This is a genomic window from Treponema sp. C6A8 (assembly GCF_000619925.1).
GTDB lineage: Bacteria > Spirochaetota > Spirochaetia > Treponematales > Treponemataceae > Treponema_D.
The window spans coordinates 52445-77446 of record NZ_KK211042.1; the positions used below are offsets into that span (position 1 = coordinate 52445).

The 25002-nt window shown below is 41.5% G+C and carries 17 protein-coding genes and 1 tRNA gene; 10 read left to right on the plus strand and 8 right to left on the minus strand.

From position 1 onward, the window contains the following. On the minus strand, window positions 1–2895 hold the full coding sequence (locus T530_RS0112220; protein WP_027729252.1) for a hypothetical protein: 2895 nt from the start codon (window positions 2893–2895) through the stop codon (window positions 1–3). Beyond that, window positions 2843–5371 carry an adenylate/guanylate cyclase domain-containing protein gene (locus tag T530_RS0112225; RefSeq protein ID WP_027729253.1) on the minus strand — a complete coding sequence of 843 codons (2529 nt, stop codon included), beginning with the start codon at window positions 5369–5371 and terminating at the stop codon, window positions 2843–2845. The genes T530_RS0112220 and T530_RS0112225 overlap by 53 nt, the downstream gene beginning before the upstream one ends. A 217-nt stretch (window positions 5372–5588) precedes the next feature. Between T530_RS0112225 and T530_RS0112230 the strand changes: the two genes are divergently transcribed. From T530_RS0112230 to T530_RS0112250, 6 genes are all read left to right on the plus strand, one after another. Then, the gene (locus T530_RS0112230; RefSeq protein WP_027729254.1) at window positions 5589–6779 is read left to right on the plus strand and encodes an ABC transporter ATP-binding protein; all 1191 of its coding nucleotides are present in this window, start codon (window positions 5589–5591) and stop codon (window positions 6777–6779) included. Between the two features lie 32 nt (window positions 6780–6811). After that, on the plus strand, window positions 6812–7720 hold the full coding sequence (locus T530_RS0112235; protein WP_027729255.1) for an ABC transporter permease: 909 nt from the start codon (window positions 6812–6814) through the stop codon (window positions 7718–7720). Beyond that, complete coding sequence (locus T530_RS0112240) at window positions 7720–8598, plus strand: ABC transporter permease (protein ID WP_027729256.1); 879 nt, start codon at window positions 7720–7722, stop codon at window positions 8596–8598. Before T530_RS0112235 ends, T530_RS0112240 begins: the two co-directional genes overlap by 1 nt. A 100-nt stretch (window positions 8599–8698) precedes the next feature. Beyond that, a complete protein-coding gene (locus tag T530_RS0112245; RefSeq protein ID WP_027729257.1) occupies window positions 8699–9745 on the plus strand; it encodes an extracellular solute-binding protein in 1047 nt (348 codons plus the stop codon). Between the two features lie 45 nt (window positions 9746–9790). Then, complete coding sequence (locus T530_RS15380; RefSeq protein WP_371180465.1) at window positions 9791–9988, plus strand: uracil-DNA glycosylase family protein; 198 nt, start codon at window positions 9791–9793, stop codon at window positions 9986–9988. 100 nt (window positions 9989–10088) lie between these two features. Beyond that, window positions 10089–10772 carry a GTP pyrophosphokinase family protein gene (locus tag T530_RS0112250; protein WP_027729258.1) on the plus strand — a complete coding sequence of 228 codons (684 nt, stop codon included), beginning with the start codon at window positions 10089–10091 and terminating at the stop codon, window positions 10770–10772. Window positions 10773–10778: 6 nt separating this feature from the next. Here T530_RS0112250 and T530_RS0112255 read toward each other — a convergent pair whose 3' ends face one another. After that, window positions 10779–11783, minus strand: a complete 1005-nt coding sequence (locus tag T530_RS0112255) for a bile acid:sodium symporter family protein (RefSeq protein ID WP_027729259.1) — start codon at window positions 11781–11783, stop codon at window positions 10779–10781. A 135-nt stretch (window positions 11784–11918) separates the two neighbouring features. Here T530_RS0112255 and T530_RS15350 point away from each other — a divergent pair, with 135 nt between their 5' ends. Further along, window positions 11919–13163 (plus strand): OmpA family protein, encoded by a 1245-nt coding sequence (locus T530_RS15350; RefSeq protein ID WP_051537985.1) that lies wholly within the window; start codon window positions 11919–11921, stop codon window positions 13161–13163. Between the two features lie 28 nt (window positions 13164–13191). Here the strand turns inward: T530_RS15350 and T530_RS14400 are convergent, their stop codons facing one another. After that, entirely contained in the window at window positions 13192–14856 is a 1665-nt protein-coding gene (locus T530_RS14400) for a bifunctional diguanylate cyclase/phosphodiesterase (RefSeq protein WP_197018284.1), read from the minus strand. Window positions 14857–14974: 118 nt separating this feature from the next. On the opposite strand from T530_RS14400, the gene T530_RS0112270 reads away from it, so the two are divergent. Then, window positions 14975–16573, plus strand: coding sequence for a RecQ family ATP-dependent DNA helicase (locus T530_RS0112270; protein ID WP_081773739.1), 1599 nt, complete (start codon window positions 14975–14977; stop codon window positions 16571–16573). Here T530_RS0112270 and T530_RS0112275 read toward each other — a convergent pair. Together T530_RS0112275 and T530_RS0112280 are read right to left on the minus strand one after the other, a co-directional pair. Continuing rightward, a complete protein-coding gene (locus T530_RS0112275) occupies window positions 16521–16745 on the minus strand; it encodes a hypothetical protein (protein ID WP_027729261.1) in 225 nt (74 codons plus the stop codon). The two genes, T530_RS0112270 and T530_RS0112275, sit on opposite strands and share 53 nt — an antisense overlap. Next, complete coding sequence (locus tag T530_RS0112280) at window positions 16742–17185, minus strand: cytidine deaminase (protein ID WP_027729262.1); 444 nt, start codon at window positions 17183–17185, stop codon at window positions 16742–16744. The genes T530_RS0112275 and T530_RS0112280 overlap by 4 nt, the downstream gene beginning before the upstream one ends. Window positions 17186–17382: 197 nt before the next feature. Between T530_RS0112280 and T530_RS0112285 the strand changes: the two genes are divergently transcribed. Continuing rightward, window positions 17383–17456 (plus strand) — tRNA-Arg (locus tag T530_RS0112285). A gap of 42 nt (window positions 17457–17498) precedes the next feature. On the opposite strand, the gene T530_RS0112290 is transcribed toward T530_RS0112285, so the two are convergent. After that, complete coding sequence (locus T530_RS0112290; RefSeq protein ID WP_027729263.1) at window positions 17499–19730, minus strand: hydratase; 2232 nt, start codon at window positions 19728–19730, stop codon at window positions 17499–17501. Window positions 19731–19932: 202 nt separating this feature from the next. After that, on the minus strand, window positions 19933–22110 hold the full coding sequence (locus T530_RS0112295; protein WP_027729264.1) for a DUF4954 family protein: 2178 nt from the start codon (window positions 22108–22110) through the stop codon (window positions 19933–19935). 45 nt (window positions 22111–22155) lie between these two features. Here T530_RS0112295 and T530_RS0112300 point away from each other — a divergent pair, with 45 nt between their 5' ends. Continuing rightward, entirely contained in the window at window positions 22156–24969 is a 2814-nt protein-coding gene (locus T530_RS0112300; protein WP_027729265.1) for a pitrilysin family protein, read from the plus strand. The last annotated feature ends 33 nt before the right edge of the window (window positions 24970–25002 follow it).

A 25002-nucleotide genomic window follows, 5' to 3' on the forward strand; every position in this document is an offset into this window, starting at 1 on the left:
TTATTCTACAAAAATCTCCCCCGGATTTTTTACCTTAATTTTTCCAGGAAGTCCAATATCAATTTTAAAGTTTCCGACAGAAACCTTACTGTGCTGCTCTTCACGGCCTTCTTTGTTTATAGAATATGCCGTCACCTGCCATTCAAACTCACCGACATCAAGAAGCTTCAAATCCTTAAAACGGAAGCTTGTGTTTTTTCCTGTCTTTTCAGTGACGATATGCTGAAGTTTAACAGAATTTCCGCCAGATGCTGAAGGCACCGAAGTCTTTTTATAAAGACTGAAAGTATAATCAGTCGCCCCTTCTACCGCATTCCATTTGAATTTCAGGACTCTGTTCTTTCTAAGGAAAGTTGAGTTCATGACAAAATTCATTGAAGGCTCTAAAAGTTCTGGCTTATCAAGTTCTGGAACCGCGCCTACCATAAAACTCTGATACTTTGGCGCATTTACAATCGTGCCGTCTGCCAGGCTTGCAATTATAGTCCACCTGTAGGTACCTTCTGCAAGTTCAGACATGCTGACAGCCTTTGCCGGATTTTCAATTACAAAGACAGTTTTAAAGCTTCCGTTAGCCTGAAGTTTCTGCAGAATAAACTGTGATTTTTCAGGCGCATCAAGGCCTTCCTTCCAGTTGAGGACAACAGGCTCTTTTAAGGTCTTCAAACCGTCAAGCCGGATATTGTTTATTGGAGAAAGAAGCTGTACAGGATCCGCTCCCCTGAGAGAGAAAAGAACTGCTGAAGGTGAGCCTCGTTTAAGCCCCGTAAAATCAGTTGCCTCAACAGCCGGCTGAACGATACATTCAAACTCATCAAATTTATCAGCTATATTTTCAAGCTGGAAGGAAACTTCATTTTCTTTCACATTAGGATTTTCCGCGATTTTAAGATTTTTTGTCTTATCAATAATGCGGACAGAATAAAAATCGGCGCCGTCAACCTTCTGCCAGCGAACTTTCAAAGGTCGGACAGGAGAAATCATTGCCGTCTGATTTTCAAGAGGCAAAGTTATCACAGGAGCAGGCAAATCTTTCATAACAATTAATCTGTTTGGCTGGGTAAATTCAGTTTTACCACCGCCTTCATCAGCAAGACCTGCCCTCCAGAAATAATTTCCGCCATCAAGATTTATATTGCTGACTTCAGTCGAATCCGTGCGACTTTCATATACAAGAGAAGTAAAGTCAGCGTCTTTAGAAATCTGTATCAGGCTTACAGCAGTACGACCTTCCTTAATTTCCTTCTGCCTGGCTTCGTCGCTGAGTTTCCATGAGAAAGCGGTGTCGCCTACACTTTCAACTTCTACAACAAAATTATCAGGAGGATAGATAAGCCTGTTTTTCTGAGGAACATAATATGAAACATTAAAGCGTTTGATTTCTGACCAGGATTCTTCAATTCCTTCTTCAGGAGAAGCTTTTCTTCCTACCTTCCAGAAATATTGTCCGACAGGAAGTCTTTCGGGAACAAATACATTCTGAATGCGGTTTTCTTTTGTTTCAGTCTGATAAACGATATTTTCAAAAAGTTCTGAATCTGAAACCAAGACTCTATAACCTTCCGGGCCGTCTTCAGATTTCCAGCGGAAAGTCGTAGACAGAGAATCATCCATATAGAAAAGATTTGCATTTTCGCCCGGGATCACCGCTATTGGGGCAGTAAGGCTTTCGGCTTTTGAAATCGTAAATTGATTTACCGGAGTTGACTCTATAAAACCTGTATTCTGCAGGCTGTAAAACGGTGTAAGGCGCCAGAAATAAGTACCTTCTTTCAGGGTATTCAGGCTATAGCTTGAGGAATTTACATCAACAACAAGCACAGGCTGATAAAAATCAGGAGCAGATGAGATTTCCAGACGGTAATAGTCTGCGTAATCGCTGCCTTCCCAGGTAAAATTGATTTGAGGAAGTTTTGTTCTGTATTTAATAGAAGAATTATCCAAAGGTGAAGTCAGCACAGTTTTTGCTATATTTTCTGTTCTTATTCGGCCGGAAATCTTATCAGAAGCTTCGTTTCCCTCTTCAAAAATACGCCAGTACAAAGTTCCTGCCTCAGCCTTAATATCAAGGAAATTTTCATTCTGAATGCTGCAGGTATTTTCCAAAGTAGTAAAATCTTTTGATTTTGATGTCTGTACTATGATTGATTTGCCTGCAAGAGCATCTGAAACACGCCATTCAAGATGAACAGAAGGAGCTCTTTCTTCAAAATTCAAAACCAGTAAATCACTTGGAATTGAAGTTACAGAAAGAGGAACTTTTTTTATCTCTCCTGAATTTTCAACTTTTACACTTTCTCCGGCAGTAAGGGAAACTTCCCCGGCATCGCCTTCCCCACCGCTAAAAAGGCTTCCGCTTCCGGCACGCAGCTGAAAACTTGATTCTCCGTCAGCATCATTAAGGGCCGCAAGACGACTTCCCCTTTCAATCTGAATGGTACTGCCGTTCTGCATTTGAATTGCAAGACCAGAAGAAGAGCCTGAAGAAGTATCAACATCAACTCCGCCGCCACCAACAGTCAGACGCACGCTGCCGTCAGCAGACTTAAAAATCTGCACCATGGAGTTTTCGTGCACGTCAAGGATTTCGCCACCATTAAAAGTGATAGTTGCGTTCGCCATATCGGCAGTGCGGATTGTATCTTCATTATATAGAGGAGAATTCTGCTGTAAACGTTCCCAAACTACCCTGTCGGTGAATTTTCTCTGCGCAACCTTATACTTAAAGGTGATGCTGGCAATTGCATCCTTGTCACTTCTGGTAGAAGACAGGTTCAAGTCCTTCCAGAAAAGCAAGAGGCTTGCAGCGCAGACACCTAGACAGATAAATGTGATGAAAAAATCACGAGCCAGAGTTTTGAGTTTTGACTTGAATCTTGTTTTCTTCTTCGTCAAGATTTACTCCTTCAAAATCAGGCTCAGGAATTCCAAGCATAGCGCGGACTTCATGTATATTTTTAGGGCCATCAGGGCCAACTGCCTTGCGACAGTCTTCATCAATCTTGAAATCAGGGTCGGCTTTCTTAAAGAAGGCTTCAATATCAAAATTAGGAAGATTTACAACCGCATAGAAATGCTGGGCACCCTTTCCCTTTACTTCAAATTCAACTGGAATCTGCTCGGCAATAATCTCATAAGGCATATCCACTGGCGAAATTTCAAAGCTGTTTTCTTCACAGCGGATATAGCGGGTCTTCAAAAGATTATAGGTATCTTCCGTAATCAAAAGATCAGTTCCGCAAGGCTTATTGCTGGCTTCCGTTCGGCTTGCAAAGTTTACTGCATCACCGATTGAAGTGAATTCCATCTTATCATAAGAACCCATAAAACCTACTGTTGCGCGACCGGTATTTATGCCGGCACCGATTCTAATGTGAGGTTTATATTTTGCAAGAGGCTCGCCTTCGTGGGCTTTTGTAAAGGCCTCGGCGTCCTTATTGTACTTCATCAGAGAGTAGCGCATTGCAATTGACGCTGTAATGGCGCTGATTGCGTCATCCATAATGTGCTGGGCATGATTCTGCTCGAAGTCTTCGCGTTTTGCGACCAGGGCCGCTTTTTCTTCATCACTGAGGATGCAGTTATTTTTACGCTGGATTTTTCCAATATGGTCTTCAAGCGAAAGTTCGCAGTCTAAATCATCATTGCGGAGAACGCCCCAGCAGGCCATGATTGCATCGCCTTCAAATTTATCAACAACACCGCCGGTATTTGTAATACAGGTTACCATGCGGCTCATATAGTCGTTCAAAAATCCGATGATTTCTGCGGCAGATTCTTCACCAAAGCGGTTCTTAAAGCCGTCTGAAATTGCAGTAAAGCCTCGGATATCGCTGAAGAAAATTGTAATGTCTTTTAAGTGCGGTTCAAAATCGATTTTCTTCAATACAATAGCGTCTGTTACACCCTTGTTTGTAAGTTTTGTAAAGGTATTGAGGATTTCACGCTCTTTTTTTGTGGACTGAATGAGAACGCCGATTTCATCCTTGCGGTTGGTATTTAGCTCTTCAAAAAGCTCAGTGTTAAAGTTGGCCTTGTTAATTTCGTTGGCAACCGCCGTAAGGGTTTTTAGCGGAGTACTCAGCGATTTTGAGAAGACATAAATTATCAGTATCGCGAGCGAGAGGATTGCCACTGTAAGATAAATATTTCGCCGCGTTGTTGCGTTTACCGCCTCAAGAATCACTGACGTTTTTACGACTGTGATAATGGCGCCGCTTCCGTTTGTCAATTTATGGAAAGCACCGATGTATTCAGCATCCTCTTCTCCATCATTCTGGGTAAAGGTGAGCTGTCCGTTATTGGAAAGGCTTTCCTTCATCTTCTGCACGATAAAATTATCGCTGTAGTCGACGCTTTCCATCATAAGGCTCATATCCGGATGAATAAGGATTTCGCCCGCATTATTTACAAAGAAGGAAAGATTGATTGAGCCCGTTCCAAAACTTTCGGAAAGTGCTGCCGATGAATAGATTACGACAATACAGCGGTTTTCGGCGAAAGCAGAAAGAGGTGAAAACATTGCAATTGCCGGAACATTGAATACCGGCGAGGCATTTTTTAGAACATAATTGCCCTGATATGCCTTTTCAACTGAATCTGATTCAAAACATATGTAATCATCAAGAAGCTTTTCATCAAGTTCATTTTTTATAAAGAATGATTTATTTGCATAAGTCCTGAAATCGTCGGGAAGAATGATAGCCGCTATATCCTGGTTTCGCTTAAAGAACATTGCAGCGTTGCTGGCGATTTCTTCATTACTCTGAGAATTACGCAAAAGGTCAAGGAACATTCCGACGTTTGAAAATGCCGTATTCAGGCGGTGTTCTGTATCAGTGGCAGTACGGCTATTAATAGTAAGGTTGTTGTCTTCTGCGCTGATTCTTGTATCGCCGGAAACGAACATTGAGACCAGGAAGGTGATAAGTCCCAGCGAAATGATTACAAGAGTCGAGATGATGCAGATAAGCTTAACTCCGATTGAACTTCGGTTCTTGCCAAGGCTGGAATTAATTTTCTTAAGGCGTTCTTTCTGTTCAAGAGCGGCATTCTGCCTTTTTACTTTATCCTGCTTTCTTTTGAGGCCGGCATTAAATCTTTCCATGCGGGCTGCAAGTTTCTTGGATTTCTTTATGTTTTTATTGATTGTTGCAACACGTTTTTTACGTTTTTTTTCTATATCGTGCTGCTTTTTTCTCCTGGCGCGGTCGGAAATAAAATTCCTGGATATAACGCTTCCAGCAAGTTTTATATCCGAATCTGAAGAAGAAAAGTTAATTGTCTTTAAGTTTATATTTTTTTTAGGAGAAACATTCCCCTCTTTTGTTACAAACTGCCCGTAATTTAAGTCTTTTTCAAATCCTGCCATACAGCCTTCCTGAAAATATATAATCCGACTATTCTTTATCGGCAGATTTGGAATAAAACTCAAATTTATATTTCAAAGTCAAAAATTTATGTTGCTAAAAGCTCTTATATACATTATGGTAAACATTACCGACTAAAGCTCCGGCAGAAGTCAAAAAAAAACTTTTTTTTAAGGCCCGTTCGTATGGACGGCTATTTTTTTCTAAGGGGTACTTGAGTTGAAAGGAAGTCAGGTTACCATCGACCACGTATCAAAACACTTCGGTGATTTTGTTGCGCTGGACGACATCAATTTTGTTATTAAGCCGGGCGAGTTCTTCTCGCTGCTCGGCCCTTCTGGATGCGGAAAAACTACTCTTCTCCGCATTATCGCAGGATTTGAATTCCCTGATGACGGTGCAGTTCTTTTTGATGATAAAAACGTCATTCCGCTGTCACCGGATAAGAGACCTTCAAACACAGTTTTCCAGACATACGCACTCTTTCCTCATATGAGCGTTTATGAAAACGTTGCTTTTCCATTGCGTCTGAAAAAACTTCCAAAAGACGAAATTGACAAAAAAGTTCGCGAATATGTTCATCTGGTTCAGCTTGACCAGCATATCCATAAAAAGCCAAATCAGCTTTCCGGCGGACAGAAGCAGCGTGTAGCAATTGCCCGCGCCCTCATCAATGAACCAAAAGTTCTTCTTTTGGATGAGCCTCTTTCTGCCCTGGATGCTAAACTCCGCGCCAATCTTTTGATTGACCTTGACCGCATCCACGACCAGATTGGAATTACCTTTATCTACGTTACCCACGATCAGAGCGAGGCTCTTTCTGTTTCTGACCGCATTGCAGTTATGAACCAGGGTCACGTACTCCAGATTGGAACTCCTTTTGAAATTTACGAAAGCCCTGCAACTCAGTTTGTTGCCCAGTTTATCGGTGAAACAAACCTTTTTGATGCAGAAGTTGTAGACTGCGTCCCTCACAAATCAATTAAAGGTGAAGATGACTTTATGGCTACCCTTTCTGTACCTGAACTTGGAAAGCAGGCTCCTCTTGCAACTGATACGGCCGCAGAAACTGCCCTTGACCGCTACATGCAGGTAACTGATTACGAAAAAACAGACAAGGGACAGAAGGTTGCCTTTACAATCCGTCCGGAAAAAATCCGCATTACTCTGGAACCGCCTTCTACTGGAGGTCGTACAGACATCAACGTATTCAGCGGTATTGTTGAAGAGCCTATTTACTCTGGTTTCCAGTCAAAATTCTATGTTCGTCTTGATACAGGAAAAATCATCAAGGTTTTCAAGCAGCACACAGACTACATGGACAATGGCCCTGTAATTCAGTGGAAAGACAAGGTATATGTAAGCTGGTCAGCAGAAGACGCTTACATTGTTGAAGACATCGAAAAATAGGTGTCAGGTTTTAGGTTATAGGTTATAGGTTTATGAAAAATAAAACTTTAACAAAAGAACGAAGAGATGCACACCTTGGAATATTCTACGGCTGGCCGATGGGATTGTGGTTCTGCATTTTCTTTATTGCTCCCCTTGTAATCATTTTTATATACAGTTTTCTTAAAAAAGGCATTTACGGCGGCGTTGAATGGCAGTTTTCTTTGAAGGCCTACCATCAGATGTTTAAGCCCGAATACGGAATTATTGTCATGCGAACGCTGAAAATCACCGTAATTTCTACTGTGATTACGATTTTAGTGTCGCTTCCCTGCGCCTATGCAATGGCTAGAAGCCGTCATCAGACCCTTCTGCTCTTTTTGATTATCATTCCGTTCTGGACAAACTCGCTTATCCGTATTTTTGCCTGGATGAGCATTTTGAACAATGACGGTATGCTCAATCAGATTCTTTTGAAGCTGCACTTAATCAAAGAGTATGTTCCTTTCTTGTACAATCAGACTGCGGTAATTCTTGTTTCGGTTTACATGTATATTCCTTATGCAATCCTTCCGATTTTTACTGCCGTTGACCGCTTTGATTTTTCTTTACTCGAAGCAGCCCGCGATCTTGGAGCAACAAAAGCCCAGTCAATGATTAAGGTTTTGATTCCTGGCATTAAGAGCGGAATTATTTCTGCCTTGATTTTTACTTTTATCCCGATTTTTGGCGCTTACACAGTTCCTCTTCTGGTCGGCGGTAAAGATTCTTACATGCTTGGTAACATCGTTGTTGATCAGGTTCAGAAGACCCGTAACTGGCCACTGGCAGCGGCATTCAGCCTTATCATCACTTTGATTTCTGTATTCGGAATTATCTGGATTACAAGAAGCAATGATGCAGAAGCTAAACTTCGCAAGAAGATGGCAAAAGAAGAAAATTACGTAGGAGGTACAAACTAATGGACCATCCTTTTTACTTTTTCTTACATAATGCTATTGGCGGTCGCCGACCTAACTCAGAAAACGCGCGTCACGCTAAAAAAACATGGCGAAAAGGCCGTCAGATTTTCTCTTTTTCAAGATTTATGCTGGCGATTACAATTGTTTTCCTCTTTTTGCCGCTTTTAGTAATCATCGTTTATTCTTTTAATAAGGGAAAAAGCGCTGTTTTTACAGAACCTTCATTAATCTGGTATAAAAAGCTCTTTTTTGATTCTGCTGATTTGTGGCATGCCCTCTGGAACAGTCTTGTCGTTGCTTTCAGCTCGGCAGCGGTTTCTACAGTTTTAGGCGCCGCCGCTTCAATCGGTATCAACTGGTACAAATTCCCGGGCAAAAAGTTCATTCAAACTCTGGCCTACCTTCCAATGGTTCTGCCGGAAATTATCATCGGTATTTCAATGGTAATTTTCTTCAGCGGCGTAAAGGTTCCTCTCGGACTCTTCACCGTTTTTGCAGCCCATACAACTTTCTGTCTGCCTTTTGTTTTCCTTATGGTAAATGCCCGCCTTGACGAGTTTGATTTTTCGATTGTAGAAGCCTCACGCGACCTTGGCGCAACAGAACGTCAGACAATGCTTAAAGTTGTAATTCCTGCAATCATGCCTGGAATTATGTCAGGATTTTTGATGGCAGTTACAATGTCTCTGGAAGACTTTGTAATCACCTTCTTTGTTGCAGGCCCTGGTTCAACTACCCTGCCGCTTTACGTTTACTCGATGATCCGCTTCGGCGTTTCTCCTGTAATCAACTCCCTTTCTTTTGTTATGGTATTATTTACCTGCGCAATCGCATTTGTGCTTCGCAAGGGACTTAAAGGAATTGCTGCAAGTCACTAAAATAAAAGTGATTTTGCCGCAAATAAATTGTGAATAACTTGCCGGACTTAAGGGGCAGTCAACTCCGCCGGTAAGATTCTTTATATTTCAAGGGACTAGAATGAAAAAATCAAGTCTTCTTACTGGCGTTGCAGCACTTGCAGCCCTCATCACTTTATCATCTTGCGGAAAAAAAGATGATAACACACTTTATCTCTTTAACTGGACTTACTATACTCCGGATTCTGTTCTTCAGGATTTTGAAAAAGAGTATAACTGCAAGGTTAAGGTTGATACTTTTGACTCAAACGAAGTTATGTATGCAAAGCTTAAGGCTGGCGCTGACGGTTATGACATCACATTCCCTTCTCAGGACTACACTTCAATCATGATTAAACAGGGAATGCTTAAAAAGATTGACCACGCTGCCTTTACAAATGCTTCTAATATCAACCCAAAGGTTCTTGATAAACTTACATTCGACCCTAACATGGATTATTCAGTTCCATATTATATGGGTGCTGCCGGAATCTGTGTAAACAAGCAGAAGGTTCACAATTACAATAAATCATGGACAATTTTTGAGCGCGAAGATCTCAAAGGCCACATGACAATGATGGACGATATGCGCGAAGTTATGGGTGACGCACTTGCCCTCAAAGGCTATTCTGTAAACACAGTTGACAGCAAAGTTTTGGGCGACATTACAAACTACATCAACCAGAAATGGAAGCCAAATCTTGTAAAATTTGATGCAGAAGGCTTTGGAAAATCTTTTGCAAATGAAGATTTCTGGGTTTGCCAGGGATATGCAGAAGTTGTCTATGGCGAAGTTCCAGAAGAGCGACAGGAAGAAATGATTGACTTCTTTATTCCTCCAGAGGGCGGCCCAATGTATGTTGATTCTATGGTAATTCTTAAGAATGCAAAACACTACGACCTTGCAATGAAGTTCATCAACTTTATTCACCGTCCGGAAGAATATGTAAAATTCCTTGATGAGTTCCGCTTCCCGGGTTTTGTAAATCCTTCGGCAGAACCACTGAGAACTACAACACCAATGTACAAGGCTGAAGAAATGGAATCTTGCGAACTTAAACTGGACGTAGGCGAAGACCTTGAAACCTTCAATGAGTTCTGGGAATCAATTCGTTTTAGTGCAGACTAAATCTAATATACACTTACCTTCGTGAAAACGGAGGTAAGTCTTTTTATGCCTTCTACCCCCGTCATCCACACAATTCCACCAGTTTACAATTCAGAAAGCAGGATTTTAATCCTGGGCACTATGCCCTCTCCCAAAAGCCGGGAAGCAGGATTTTTCTACATGCATGCTCAAAACCGTTTCTGGAAAATTTTACCAGCATCTGTCTCCCAAGCCCCAGTCCTGCAAACGCCGTCTGGACCTTAGAAAAACTGATTGAAGAGTATAAGAGTATTTTAAAATTTTCCTTGCCGAAACCTTTTAACTCTTAGTATGTTTAAATAATAAACACTTATGAGCAAATAAAATGAGCGATGAAAATTTAATTATTGAAACACTTCCGGCATCGCTGGCGAATGAACTTTCGATCCCGGGTGATTTTTATAAGATGGCCTTTCAGTTTCAGCAGATAATGATGATTTATGAAAGTGCTATTAAACAGATTGAAACTAAACTCGAAATTCTCAATAAAGAAAGCAGCGTAAACCGTACGCGTAATCCTATCAGCACGGTAAAAAGCAGAATAAAAAGTCCTGAAAGTATTGCAAAAAAGCTAGAAAAGAAAGGCTATCCTGTCAATTTTGATTCAATGATGAAAAATCTGAATGATATTGCGGGAGTTCGTGTAATCTGTCCTTATATTTCGGACATTTACACAGTCCGTGACATGCTTATGAAGCAGCCGGATTTGACCTTAATCAAGCAGAATGACTATATCGACAACCCTAAGGAATCGGGCTACAGAAGCCTTCACCTGGTAATGGAAATTCCGGTTTATCTTTCTAAAACTGAACATAATGTCCGGGTAGAAATCCAGCTGAGAACTATTGCCATGGACTTCTGGGCAAGTCTTGAACATCAGCTGCGATATAAAAACAGCGCAAAGGTTCCCGACAGTGTCCGCCGGGAACTCTTCCGCGTTGCAGAAACAATTGCAATGACCGACCGCGAAATGGAAGAAATTGCGATTGAACTGCAGGCTTTAGACTAAAAACTATTAAGCAGAAACTGCTTTATCAGCATCTTTTGCTTCTTCATTTTCATCTGTAACTGCATGAGCAGCGAGGAAAGCGGCATAAAGAGCGCCAGAGATGTTGTGCCATGTGCTGAATACAGCGCCTGGGATTGTTGCCAATGGATACTGTGCAAAGTGTGCTGCAGCCAATCCTGTTGCAAGGCCAGAGTTCTGCATTCCAACTTCAATAGAAAGGGCACGGCACTTTGACTGCTTAAGGCGAAGAAGTTTTCCAAGACCAAAGCCAGTTGCATAGCCCAAAAGGTTATGCAGCATAACAACAAATACAATTGTAAGACTTGTGTTGAGGGCGTTTAAAAGTTTTGCAGAACTTGCAGAAACTACAGCGGCAACAATTGCTACGATTGCCAGAGTTGAAACAGCAGGCAAAACCTTAACAAGAGCTTCTGTAACTTTTGCAAAGAAGTGATTGATAATCAAACCTGCAATAATTGGAAGCAAAACAACCTTTACGATAGAAAGGAACATTGCCATAACTTTTACATCAACAACCTGACCAATATAAAGTTTTGTCAAAAGCGGTGTAAGGATTGGTGCAAAAATTGTAGAAACCATTGTCATTCCAACAGAAAGAGGAACATCACCCTTAGACATATAAGTCATAACGTTAGAAGAAGTTCCACCAGGGCAGGTTCCGACAAGCATAACACCAACTGCAAGTTCAGCTGGAAGATTAAAAATCTTAATCAATACAAATGCGATGAGAGGCATAAGTGTGAACTGTGCCAGAAATCCAATCAAAATATCTTTTGGACGGCTGAATACAACTTTAAAATCCTGTGGCTTGAGTGTAAGTCCCATTCCGAACATTACAATTCCTAAAAGCCAGTTTACACTGCTTGTTTTAATCCAGTTGCAAGTTGCAGGCTTAAAAAGCGCAAGTGCAGCGACAGCAATAACAATCAAAGCCATAAATTTGCTGATATAATGGCTGATTTTTTCAAGTACATCTAATGCTTTAGACATTTTTTACCTCTATATTTAAGTATTATTAAATTATTTTAGTATTATTTAAGTTTTTAGTAAATATATAAATGCTTTTCAGCATCCCTTAAAAAGGATTTTTAAAGGTTAGAGGAAACAAGTGCCGATAATGACAGCATGAAGAAGTCATTTTTTTATCCGGTAATTTTGTTGTTTGTTATTCTGGCACTTTACACTCCTATTTACGGCCAGACCGATTCGGGAGATTCTGACTCTGACGGCGTACTTTTTGAATTCCGACAGAACAAGGGAGAATCTTTTCTTCATATTTCAACTATCGAAGAAGAAGCATACTTAAACGGCAGGCTCAACAACCGCACTCAGATTGTAAACCGCACTGCAACCACAGTAAAAGACACATACGAAGACGGCTCTGCACTCCTTCATACTCACTACATGACAACTGAAAATTATCTTATGAGCGTAAGCGGACGGCACTTGAACTGGGGAGAAGAAGATTTTGTAAACCTTACCCGCACAAAATCAGGTGAGTTTTTAAATCCTGATAACGAATTTCTTCCGACGGTTCAGAATGTTCCGACTTTTCCAAAATCACGGGTAAAACCAGGCGACAGCTGGCGGGCAAGCGGAAAGGAAGTTCACGACTGCCGGGAAATGTTTTCTATGACAGATGCAATTTCAATTCCTTTTACTGCAGAATACTGCTACATCGGCGATGAAATTATTGACGGCGTAAGGCTGAATGTAATTGAAATTTATTATGAATTTTCACAGGGAATAGGCCGCACCTCAGCTGCCACAGGAACTTACGCAGGCGCCAGCGGATTTGCCCAGCAGAAAATCTGGTGGGACAGTTCAAAAAGCGACATCGACCATTACATAGAAACTTTTATGATTAAGATGGTTGATATCATGGGCATCACCTACACTTTCAAAAGTTCAGCCCACGGTGAAGTGCTGGAATATAAATCAGTAAATGATGAAGCAAGCGTAGAAAAACTTCAGGAACGTGTAAATGACATGGCCCTTGAAAACATCAATATTACACGAGGAGAAAAAGGCCTTACAATCAGCCTGGAAAACATTCAGTTTGAACCCGATTCAAATGTGCTGCTTCCGACAGAAAAAGAAAAACTCAGAAAAATCGGGGCTCTTCTAAAAGATTATTCCAACGACCTTTTGATTACAGGTCACTGTGCAGAACGCGGAACTGTCCAGAACCGCCAGATTCTTTCTGAACAGAGGGCAGAAGCAGTTGCAACCTATCTTGAACAGCTTGGAGTTCGTGACAGCCTCCATATTTTCACCCAGGGAAAGGGTTCCACAGAGCCTGTTGCAAGTAACGCAACCGAGGAAGGCCGCAAGAAAAACCGTCGAGTTGAAATAATTCTGGCGGATTAGGCGGCAGTTGCGGGGGAAGACGGCACTTCTAATGATTAGTTCTCAGCGCCGATTTATCGCCGCCAAGGTAGGCATCGCAGTCTATGATATTCATAGGCTTACCCCGTAAAAATCCCTGAACGATATTGCAGTTATAGCGTTTCAGCAGATTCAACTGGTCAGGCCTTTCAACTCCTTCAGCAATTGTTTCAAGTCCCATTTTTGTTACCATATTAATAATGGAACTTGTGATATTTGCCTGAATTCCATCCATTGAACAGATGTCATTAATGAAGGACTTATCAATTTTAAGAGTATCAAGCGGAAGCTGCTGAAGATAATTAAGAGAAGAATAGCCCGTTCCAAAATCATCAAGAGAAATCTTAAAGCCCAAATCCTTGAGAGACTTAAGCTTTTCAACCGTTGTCTGAATATTGTTAATCATCACGCCCTCGGTGATTTCAATTTCCACATATTCAGGGTCAATTTCATACTTTCCGATGATTTCCATCAATTCATCAAGAAAACCGTCCTGCTTAAGCTGGATAGGAGAAACGTTTACGGACATAGTTCCCTTAAAATCATATTTATCCTGCCATTCCTTAAGGCGCTGCATTGTGGTGTTCAAAATCCACTTTCCAAGCGGGAGGATAAGGCCGGTTTCTTCTGCAACAGGAATGAAAACAGAAGGTGGAATTTCACCAAGTTCAGGTTCATCCCAGCGGATAAGGGCTTCAAAACCACGCAAAAGTCCCGTGCTGATTTCAAACTGAGGCTGATAATTCATGTAAAAATTGCTGTCCAAAACTGCATTTGCAAGTTTTGTCTGAAGCTGAAGCTGCTGGATAAAGACTCTCTGCATCTCAGGTTCAAAGAAGCAGATATTGTTCTTTCCGTGCTTTTTGGCGTAGTGAACAGCCATATCGGCAAAACGGATAAGCTCATCCTTTGATTCAGAATTATCAGGAAAAATTGAAACGCCGCCTGAAATAAGAATATGCTCATTCTGGAAACATTCAAAAATAGTATCAGCAATGGTAACGACAGAATCCCGGCTTTCAACTTCCGAAATCAAAACCATAAATTCATCATCACCATAACGGAAAATACTGATTGTATCGCGCTCAAAACGGCGGAGAATATCGGCTACCCGGATAATTAAATTATCACCCTCTTCATAGCCGATTGATTCATTGATATTTTTAAGGTCATCAATATCCAGAATCAGCATTGCAGCCTTTGTGCCGTTATATTTACAGGTATCGAGCACAATTTCCAGGTTGTCAGTAAAGCCTGCCCGGTTCAAAAGCCCTGTAAGAGGATCTTTTATGATTGATTCACGAAGTTTTTTCGAATAATTTTTTTCAATGGTAACATCAGAAAGCGTAATTACAACAACATCATCTTCCAAAGGAGATATGTCAAATCTATACCAGCGTTTTGTCGCCGCAGAATAATAAGATGACTTGGGAAAAGGCTTCTCATTTAAGGAAGCTATCAAAGAATCATATCCAAAACTGTCTTCTCCAATGTTGTGACGGAATTCTGACCATTTTGAAAATCCCTGAATGATATATCCGGCCAGCTTTTTCATCTGAGAGTTCTGAAATTCTATCTGAAAGTCATTTATTTTTCCCTTTTCGTCATATAAAAGTTTTGCAACGACAACGGGGTTAGCAATTTTATTTATAACTTGAAAAAAATCTAAATTCATTACCATATAATTATATGGCTTTTCCTTTGAAAAATCTGCGAATGTTTTGTTATAAAAAATTTTGGCTTTTTTTTCCCGGATTTTGTCAAAAACAGATAAAGTGAGCCATATTATATATATGGAAATTAAAATTTTAGAATCAGAAGAAGAGGATGATTTAGTTACCCGAACCGCAAAGGAAAATTTCGGAATAAATTACCTTTACCCCTGGCAGCGGATGGTGGTGGAAAATATTCTGGGCGCTTACGAGTGCCATAAAAAAATGGCAGGATGCAGTGAGGAAGAAAAGGCGGCATTTTATAAAGAAGAAGATGATTCTTTTTGCAGGGGGCGGCAGATTGTACTCCTGCCCACGGGCGCCGGGAAGTCACTCTGCTTTCAGATTCCCGCAATTTTGCTTGACGGTCCCAGCCTTGTAATTTATCCCCTGCTCGCCTTAATGACTGACCAGCAGCGGCGTATGGAAGAAGGAAGTCTTGGCTGCGTTGTTTTTAGAGGCGGTCAGACTGATGAAGAACGGGAGGAAAACTTCCGGCGGATAAAGGAAGGGGCGAAAATAATTCTTGCTAACCCGGAAATTCTGGCAAGTGACAGGCTTTTGGAGCGTCTGCGCGAAGTTGGAATTAAGCATATTGCAATTGATGAAGCCCACTGTGTATCTGAGTGGGGCGATTCTTTTCGGCCGGCTTATCTGGAGCTTGGCAATGTGATTGAAAGTCTGAATCCGCCTGTAATTACAGCCTTCACCGCTACGGCGTCGCCAGAAGTTTTGAGCCGGGTTGCAGAAATTCTTTTTAAGGGGGAAGCTCACGTAGTAAGAAGTGAAAGCGACCGTCCCAACATTCATTATTTTGTAAAGAAGGCCGCAGCGAAGAAAAAAGAAGCTTTGTATCTTGCGGCAACCGAAGAGCGGCCCATGATTATATTCTGCGGAACCCGGGACAAGGCTGAAGATATGGCTAAGGAGTTGAACGTTTGCTTTGGTGGCGACACTGCCAAATTTTATCATGCAGGACTCCTAAAAGAAGAAAAAACTGAAGTTGAAGGCTGGTTTTATAATAGCCGGGAGGGGATCTTATGCGCCACATGCGCTTACGGAATGGGCGTTGACAAGAAGGATATTAAAACTGTCATTCATCTGGAGGCGTCTGAAACTGCAGAGGCCTATATTCAGGAAGCAGGACGCGGAGGCCGGGATGGCAGTGACGCAAAGGCAATTCTTTTATGGAGCCTTTCAGATTCCCTGCGTTATTCCGATTTTGCAGAAGGGAGCCGGCAGAGGGCAATGAAAAATTTTGCAGAAACGAATGACTGCAGGCGGCAGGTACTTCTTGACGCTCTTGGAGCGGAAGAAGCTTACTGCCACGGCTGTGATTTATGCAATCAAAGAAAGATGACAGAAAAGGAAGGTAAAAAAGCCAGGCGTGAAAATATCAGTGACTGGGAAACAGCCTACAATCTTATAAAGCATGCCAGAAACTTCTACACCCAGGAAGAAATTGAAAACGAACTTCTGGAAAAACTGAATTCAGATTCAATCAAAAAGATTGGAAGAAGAATCTGGAATCATTCTGATGCAACGGAAATTATTTCTCAGCTTATGGAAAGCGGAAAAATAAAAAAAGGCGGAATTTTCTGGAAAAACCGCCTTCGTATCAGTCCTATTACTCCTCAGGTGCGGCCTCTCCCTCGCCTTCTGCAGGGGCTTCGGGCTTAGGTGGCGGTGGAGGTGCTTTAGGCGCCTTTTCTTTTTTAGGGCGGGCAGGCTTTTTCTTGTAGCTTGTAACGAATTTTGCAAACTCAACTATAAATAAGGCCGCAATAATTGTAATAATTACGCGAAAATCTGTTATAACGCCCATTACTAACTTTACATAATTTACATTCATAGATTCTGCGTGGCCCCTATTTCTCCAGCCGGCTTAAAGCTTTCCGGAAGGATTTCATCCATTGTCATAAGTCTGTATTCACTTTTGCTTTTTGCAAGAATAAATATAAAATCACCGTCGCAGAATTCGCGCAAAGCCTGGCGGCAGACTCCGCAGGGAGTACACCAGCCTGTGATTTTTTTCTGAGGCCCGCCTACAACGGCAATTGCCTTGAATTCCTTTACCCCTTCACTTACAGCCTTAAAAAGAGCTGTTCTTTCTGCGCAGTTTGTCGGCCCGAAAGAAGCGTTTTCGATATTACAGCCGGTATATATAGTTCCGTTTTTTGCCAGCAGCGCCGCCCCCACCGTATAGCGGGAATATGGCACGTATGAAAAGTCCAGCATGCGGAAAGCGTTTTCGATTAGAGTTTCTATTGTTGATTTATCTAGTTGTTCCATATGGGAATTTTATGACGAATCAGAATAAAAAACAACTTCTAATTGCTAAAAAGTGGAATTTTAGATATTATTAGGACATCTTTTGGTCCTGTAGCTCAGCTGGATAGAGCGGCCTGACTGCTCCAAGTTTTCGCAGCCAGCCTAATTGGCAGGTCGTGCGTTCGAATCGCATTTGAGCTATAGTAAAAAAAATGAATGACACTGTAGCTCAGCTGGATAGAGCGGCCGCCTCCTAAGCGGCAGGTCGTGCGTTCGAATCGCATTAGTGTCATAAAAAAGGCTTCGGATTTTTCCGAAGCCTTTTTACTTTTACCTAGTTTCTGTAGAAATTAATCAAACAGCCGGCAAGGATGATTTTGCGTTCGTCGTCGGTCAAATCGCCTACAGAAAGCTCAAACTCGTTTACCTTTCCGTCGGCTTTTACAGCATAAGCCTTAATTGAAGGCAATTTTTCTTCAATCATCTTCTTTACGCCCGGAATGAAAACGTAATCACCGTTGGAAAAAGGAAGATTTTTGTCTCCTTCTTTGTACAAGAATGGAAGCATACCCCAGTTGATGAGGTTAGAGCGATAGCGTTTTGTTGCGTATTCGTTTGCGATGTTTGCAGAAGCACCAAGTACACGCTGACAGGAAGCAGCCTGCTCGCGAGCCGATCCATCACCTGGTTTTACAGCAAAGATTGTAGAACCTGTTCCGGCATTAGCTGCGCGCTTTCCAAGTTCTGCATCTTTTTTAGTAAGATTTTCTACAGCAGCTTTGATTTCTGCCTTAATTTCATCACTCATATCGCGGACAGCCTTTGCACGTCCAACGTAAGCTGGGTCTTTACGGCTTAAAGTGAACTCTGCAAGTCCCAAAGGATTTGAACGGAATGATGAAGTTTCTCCGGAAGGAATAAGTTCGTCTGTTGTTGTTACAGGGTCATGAATTTCGCTTACAACCTTAATCAAAATGTCGTCAGCAAGTGCCTTCTGTTCCGGCCAGTCTTTGATGTTAGGACCAAACTGGATTTCAACTTCCGGATGAGCAAGACCTTTTGAATCGTAAACGCGTTTTTCGTAGATTCCCTTGTCAAAGAAGTATTTCTTTCCGCTGAATTCTGTGTCGAACTCTGTTGCAGGAGTAAGGAAGCCTTTGTTTGCGGCAGTTGCTGCAATAGAGCGGGCATCCATAAGGGCAACAGAAGAAAGCTGACCGTTCTGGATTTTTGAACCTTCGCGGTTAGGGAAGTTTCTTGTTGAGTGACGAATAGAGAAGGCTCCGTTTGCAGGAGTATCTCCGGCACCAAAACAAGGACCACAGAATGCAGTCTTAACAATGGCACCAGCATCAATCAAAGCGCTGAATGCACCGTTCTTCATAAGTTCCATATAAACAGGCATAGATGCAGGATATACGTTCAAAAGGAACTTGCCGTTACCGGTGTCTTTTCCTTTCAAAATGTCTGCTGCGGCACAGATGTTTTCAAATCCACCGCCGGCACAACCAGCAATAACACCCTGATCAACGTAAAGTTTTCCGTCGATAACCTTGTTTTTAAGAGTAAAGTTTACTTTATCACCAAATGAAACCTTTGCACGTTTTTCTGTTGCGTCGAGGATATCCATAAGGTTTTTATTAACTTCTTCAATTGTGTATGCGCAAGAAGGATGGAAAGGCATTGCAATCATTGGACGGATTTCGCTCAAATCAAGTTCGATTGCACCGTCATAGTAAGCGCCTTCTTCAGGATTCAATTCCTTGTAGTCCCCTTCACGACCGTGAATTGCATAGAACTCGCGGATTTTTTCATCTGTAGACCAGATAGAAGAAAGACAGGTAGTTTCTGTTGTCATAACGTCAACGCCGATACGGAAATCAGCAGAAAGTTTTGCAACGCCAGGACCAACAAATTCCATTACCTTATTTTTTACATAGCCGTTATCAAAAACAGCCTTGATGATTGCAAGGGCAACGTCCTGTGGACCAACGCCAGGAAGGGGCTCGCCAGTCAAGTAAACTGCAACAACTCCAGGATAAGCTACATCATAAGTTTTGTTCAAAAGCTGCTTTGCAAGTTCACCGCCACCTTCACCGATTGCCATTGTACCAAGGGCACCGTAACGAGTATGGCTGTCTGAACCCAAAATCATGTCGCCGCACTTTGCAAGCATTTCGCGGGCAAACTGATGGATTACAGCCTGGTGAGGAGGAACGTAGATTCCGCCGTATTTCTGAGCACAGGTAAGACCAAACATGTGGTCATCTTCGTTGATAGTTCCGCCTACAGCACAAAGAGAGTTATGACAGTTTGTAAGAACATAAGGGAGAGGAAACTTTTCCAGACCAGAAGCACGGGCTGTCTGAATAATTCCGACATAAGTAATATCGTGAGAAGTGATTTTATCAAATTTAATCTTGAGTTTTGACTCATCACCGCTTGTATTATGCTTCTGCAAAATTGAATAAGCCAGAGTTTTCTTTGCACCTTCAGAAGCCGAGTTGCCGGCAGTCTCTGAAAGTTTTCCATTTACAAGGTAAGCGCCCTTATCCCAGAGTTTCATATAAATAGCTCCTGTGTAAGCAGGCCGGTCAGAGCCTGCGGTGTTCTATAGCAAAGCGCGAGTTCCAAAGGAACTCGGTAAGCTCTGCGACTTAAAATAAAATTGCGATGCAGCAATTTTTTAGCTTTACTTCATATTTTCAGTATAAATTAAATTACTTTGAGATAAAATAGCATAAAACGGCACTGTCCGCAATATTTCTCTAGAGTTTTACAAAAAGTTGCTTTACATCAGAAATGAAATTCTTAGTATCTTCCTTAAGAGAAATCAGGAATTTATTATCCTCAAGAGGTCCGATTACAGCATTCATTTCTTCCTTACTGCGGTAAACCATATTTCTATAATAATCAGTATAGTCTTTCTTGCGGGACTTTACCGAAGAATCATAGATAACCTGGGCGCAGGAAGAAACATCCTGCACAATATTGTCAAAAATCTCAGAATCAAATTCTTCTATACCGCGTGAATAAAGCGTTTCAAGAAGATAAAGAGAATAACGAACCTTGTACTGGTCGTAAGAACACTGGCACATATTATAGAACTGATGAACCGATTCCCAGTTATTGATTGAACCGTTTTTAATTCCGTCAAAAAGTTCCATAACCTTCTGATGAGGAATAATCTGGCCGCCAACGTTTTCCCATTCAGTATAGAGAGGAAGTTTTCTTATTCTTTCTATTATATCTGCGGTCAGGCTCTGTGAATTAAGGCTCTTTCCGTATTCCAGAAGAGTTCTGGTTGCAAAATATTTTACAATCTGGCGGTAGATACGGTAGGCTTTTACAGGCTTACAGATTGTAGCGCCGAACTTTTTCTGGCAGATGGCATCCGTGAGGGTAAATACTGCATCAGGATTTTTATGAAGATAATCCTTTGCGTACTGATAGCGTCTTTCAACCATCTTTTCATCTTTAATTGCAAGAATGCCTGAATCGCCCTGTTTTTCAAGATAATCAGCCGTAAGATTGATAATTCTGTCCAGTGCGTAAAGGATTTCTTCCATAGTATCAGGAGCATAAGGATCAGTTTCAATATTCTGAACTTTTACGACACGCTTATCGCGACCAAGAAATTTATTTTTATTTCTTGTAATCGCAAACATATCATAAATAAACCACCAGGCTGGAATAATATGAATAGTTGGGTCTCCGTTCTGTCCCTGGCAGACAAGAGAGAAAGGATACTGAATATCAAGCTCATACTGATAGCTGCCCTTGGAAACAAGAACAAAGCTTGCAAAACGTGAATTGTGCTTAAAATCGCTGCAAAGTCCTGGCCAGAAGCCGCGTTTGGCAAAGATTTCACCGTCAGGGCTGCGGGAGTTATGGTTACTTCCGATTGTTGCGCCCGCCGCAATGTTTGACTGACCCATAACGGTAGTTGCAATCAGGAATGATGAGTTGTGATGCTGCTCGTGATATGGGAAAATCAGGTTATTCAAAACCTCACAGCAGGAAATTGTAGAATTATCGCCTAGAACTGAGTTCAAAAGACGGGCGCCATACTTAATGTTACAGTTTCTTCCTATTACAAAGCGGACTGCAATGGCATTATAGAAAACATGAGTTCCGTAGCCCATAATTCCGTTTACAAGAATTACGCCTTCACCAATCTGGCTAGGCTCTTCTGGCGTAGAAAGAATCGTGATATTTTTGATTTTCAAGCCGCCCTTGATGTAAACGCACTTTCCGATTTTGGCGTCCTTAATGATATTTGTCTGCTTGATTACACAATCATCATCGATAAAGCCCTGAGAATCCAGTTCCGCAGAATGACCGCTGTCAACCATTTCTACAAAACGATTCAAAAGCTCTTTATCATCACGGTAGTGTGACCACAAATAGGCATCAGCTGTAATCATCGATTCAAAAGGAAGGATGCGGCGGCCGTCATTTTCGTTTGCAACGCCAATCCACATACGACGGTCTTCAGTATCTCCTTTTTTGATGATTCCGACACCGAATTTCGAATGATTTGTACAGTAAATTTCACTGACGTCAAAAAGAATAACCCGGTTACCTATTCTGTAGTTTTCAAAATATTTAACGTCATAAATGGCAAAATCATCGCCAGTGATGATGTCCTTAAGTTTGGAATTACGGATTCCGGCTTCAAGATTCAAATCATGGAATTTAATCATAACCGGACGGAGTTTTCCCAGCACAATATAGCCGGAAAAATAGCAGCCCGTAATAAGAGAAGGATCAAAGCCGTCTTCTCCTTCATCTACATAAAAATTTTTCCAGGAAGAGTCTTCATTGTAATTTTGATTTGCTTTCAGGACAGAAATTTCGTTAGCTGTAAGGTGGCGCTTTCCGTTTAGTAATTCGGAAGGAATATTATATTTATGTTTTTTTTCAATAACTTCAACATTAACCATTCTTCTAGTTTACACTTAAATCGGCTGGTATGCTATAATCATCTTATGAAAAAAACTTTTTTTATTGCAGCCCTGCTCTCTTCACTTTTTTTTAACAGGCAGACACTTTCGGCTTCGCCCGAAACCCAGATAAAACAAACAGTACTGGAAAACGGAATGAATGTTTTCCTTTTGGAAGACACCAGCGATGCCCTTGTTCATATAGAACTTTCAGTAAAGGCAGGATTTTCTTCGCAGACGCAGAGGACAAACGGATTTTTCAAGCTTTATACAAACCTGATAAAGGCTCAGTTCCCAAATCTTGATAAGGCAATGTGTAATTCTGATTCTTCAAACTACGCAATTACGGTAACAACTTCTGAAACTGAAGATACTCTGCTAAGGCTTTCGGAGACGGCACTTGCCCTTCAGTACACAGACGAAGAACTTGCCAGACAAATCAGCCAGCTGAAAAGTGAATCTGATGAAAACTCCAAAAGCATGGCAGGCTTTATAAACTCTGCAATTGATTCAAAAGTTTTTTCTGCCGCTCCCTGGCAGCATGATTCGGGCATTTACCCTCAGATTTTTAATAAAACCTCGCAAAAAGAGGCCCGCCTTATTCTCCAGTCAATCGGACAGAAATGGTACACTCCAAAAAACAGTGCTCTTTTTATAAGCGGAAACTTCAATTCAGAAAAACTCCTTGCCCAGGTGAAAAACAGCTTTGGAAGATTTTTTTCAGCATCTTTTCCGCCGGCAGTAAAAACAGGACTTCCCGTAAATACCAAAAAACGCTTTGTGCTTCACAATGAAGAATTTTCAGCAGACCTTACCCAGGTTGTAATTCAGTACACAAATTTTTCAAAAGATGACAGCGAACTTTCTGCAGCAGCCATGAATCTTCCTTCATCAAGCCTTAAAACAGCCCTTCTTGAAGACGCAAGCCTGAATATTCCCGGCGATGAATACATTCATATTGCCGCAGCCCACAAAAAAGATACTTCCCGCGTGATAATCCAGAGTCTTTTGCAAAAGCCAGCTGATCCTAAATCAAAAATTACAGGCTGTGCCCAGACTCTGAAGTTTTTAAATATCCTGGGAGCAAGCAAAATCAGGGCAGAAGAAGTAAATTTTGCAAAACAGCAGCTCTTTTTTGAATTTGAAAACATAAAATCAAATCCAAAAGCCTTTATGCAGCAGCTCTGCGAATACTGGGGAATCTGGCAGTACCAGAAATTAAGTCAGACTCCTGCTTCAAAGGTAAGCATCACCCTCACAGAAGATTTTCTTTCTCAGCCAGAAGTTCTTTCTAAAATCACCAGCGAGACCCTGCAGGCTCAGTTTGACAACAACGGGGAGCCCTTTGTTTTTGTCATCGTTAATTCTGATGAATACAAAAAAGCAAAATCCGAATACAAGGCCGCAGGATTTGAAGAAATCACGATAAAAAATGCCTCCTGGTACAGCCAGCAGATGTTTAAGGAAATTAAAGAGCAGTTCAAGCCAGATGAAGAAGTTGAATTTGCATCATCAAAGACTTCCCCTGACAACGATTACTATCTGAGAAATAAAAATCAGATAGAAAGCCTTACTCTGGACAACGGAATTTCTCTGACAAGTAAGAAAAACACAAGCTCAACTGACATAGCTCTGCTTCTTTCGATAAAGGGCGGTGAATTGAACACCTCTCAAAACCACGGATTTGAAGAAGCTGTAATAAACATTATCGCAGGCATGATTCAAAAAGAAGTCCGCCAGAAGCAGGCAGATGGAATTGTTTTAGGAAGCGTTTCCATCAGTCCAAAAACCTATACCGGCACAAGTTCAGTTTTAATCACCTGTATTCCTCAGGATTTTAACGCCGTCTGTCAGGCTATCAGCAAAGCCATGATTTATGATGAAATCCCCCCAGCCCTTGCCGACCGGGCAGTTTCATCCCGCCGCTACAAAAAACGCCTTGAAAACGGAAGCGCGCCACGCCAGCTTTACACAACAGTCATCAACAGCATTTTTGGAAAAAGCGCAATGCTTTCTATTAATAACACAACTGATGACATTCTTTTGACAACAGACTACAAGGCAATTCTACAGGCCTACCCTGATTTTCTTGACGCGACCCGCTACGACCTTATCCTTACCGGCAATTTTAATGATGACAACATTGCCTGCCTTAAAAAAGAATTTGAACTTTTTGCCCCAAAGAAAAAGCCTTTTGCCGTAAAAAAACTCCAGCAGAAGTTCCCCGATAAAAAAGCACTTTACGTAAAAATTAATCACACATTCCTGACAGATATTCCAGCTGAAAAAGCAGGCCCAATGCCAGCTGTTTTAATTCCGACAACAGAATTCCTTGACCCAGTAATTTTTGGATTTAAAGCTCCAGCCGCCGGAACAAGAGAAGCAGCAATTTTCAATGCCCTTTTAAACTATCTGGAAGATGAAATTCAGGCTGAACTTATTAAAAAAGACAAATCCTATGAAAACAAATGCTCCGTTCAGTTCCCGGGCTATTGCCTTGACGCAGGCTTTGTACTCATTCAAAATGTCCGCCACCTGCGGGAAGTTGAAGAAGCCCTGAAAGCTGCTGTCCAGAATCTTAACGCAAGGTTAATTTCCCAAACAGCCAATTCTTCTGTATTGCCACAGATTAAAAACCTCTGGACCAAAAAACAACTGGAAAGTACCGCTTCAAACCAGGGCACCGCCCTTCTCATGCAAAACGGCATTGAACTTTTCCCTGATGCGGAAAAAGCAGACTGGTATCTTGAACTCTACAACATCATCCAGACCGCCGGCCCCCAGGATTTTATTGACGCCATGCAATACTTTCCTGCAAGCCCAGCTTTGAAGGTGATTTCAAAGGATACAAAAAATTAAAAAAAGTTGAAAAATTTGCAAAATATTTAATTT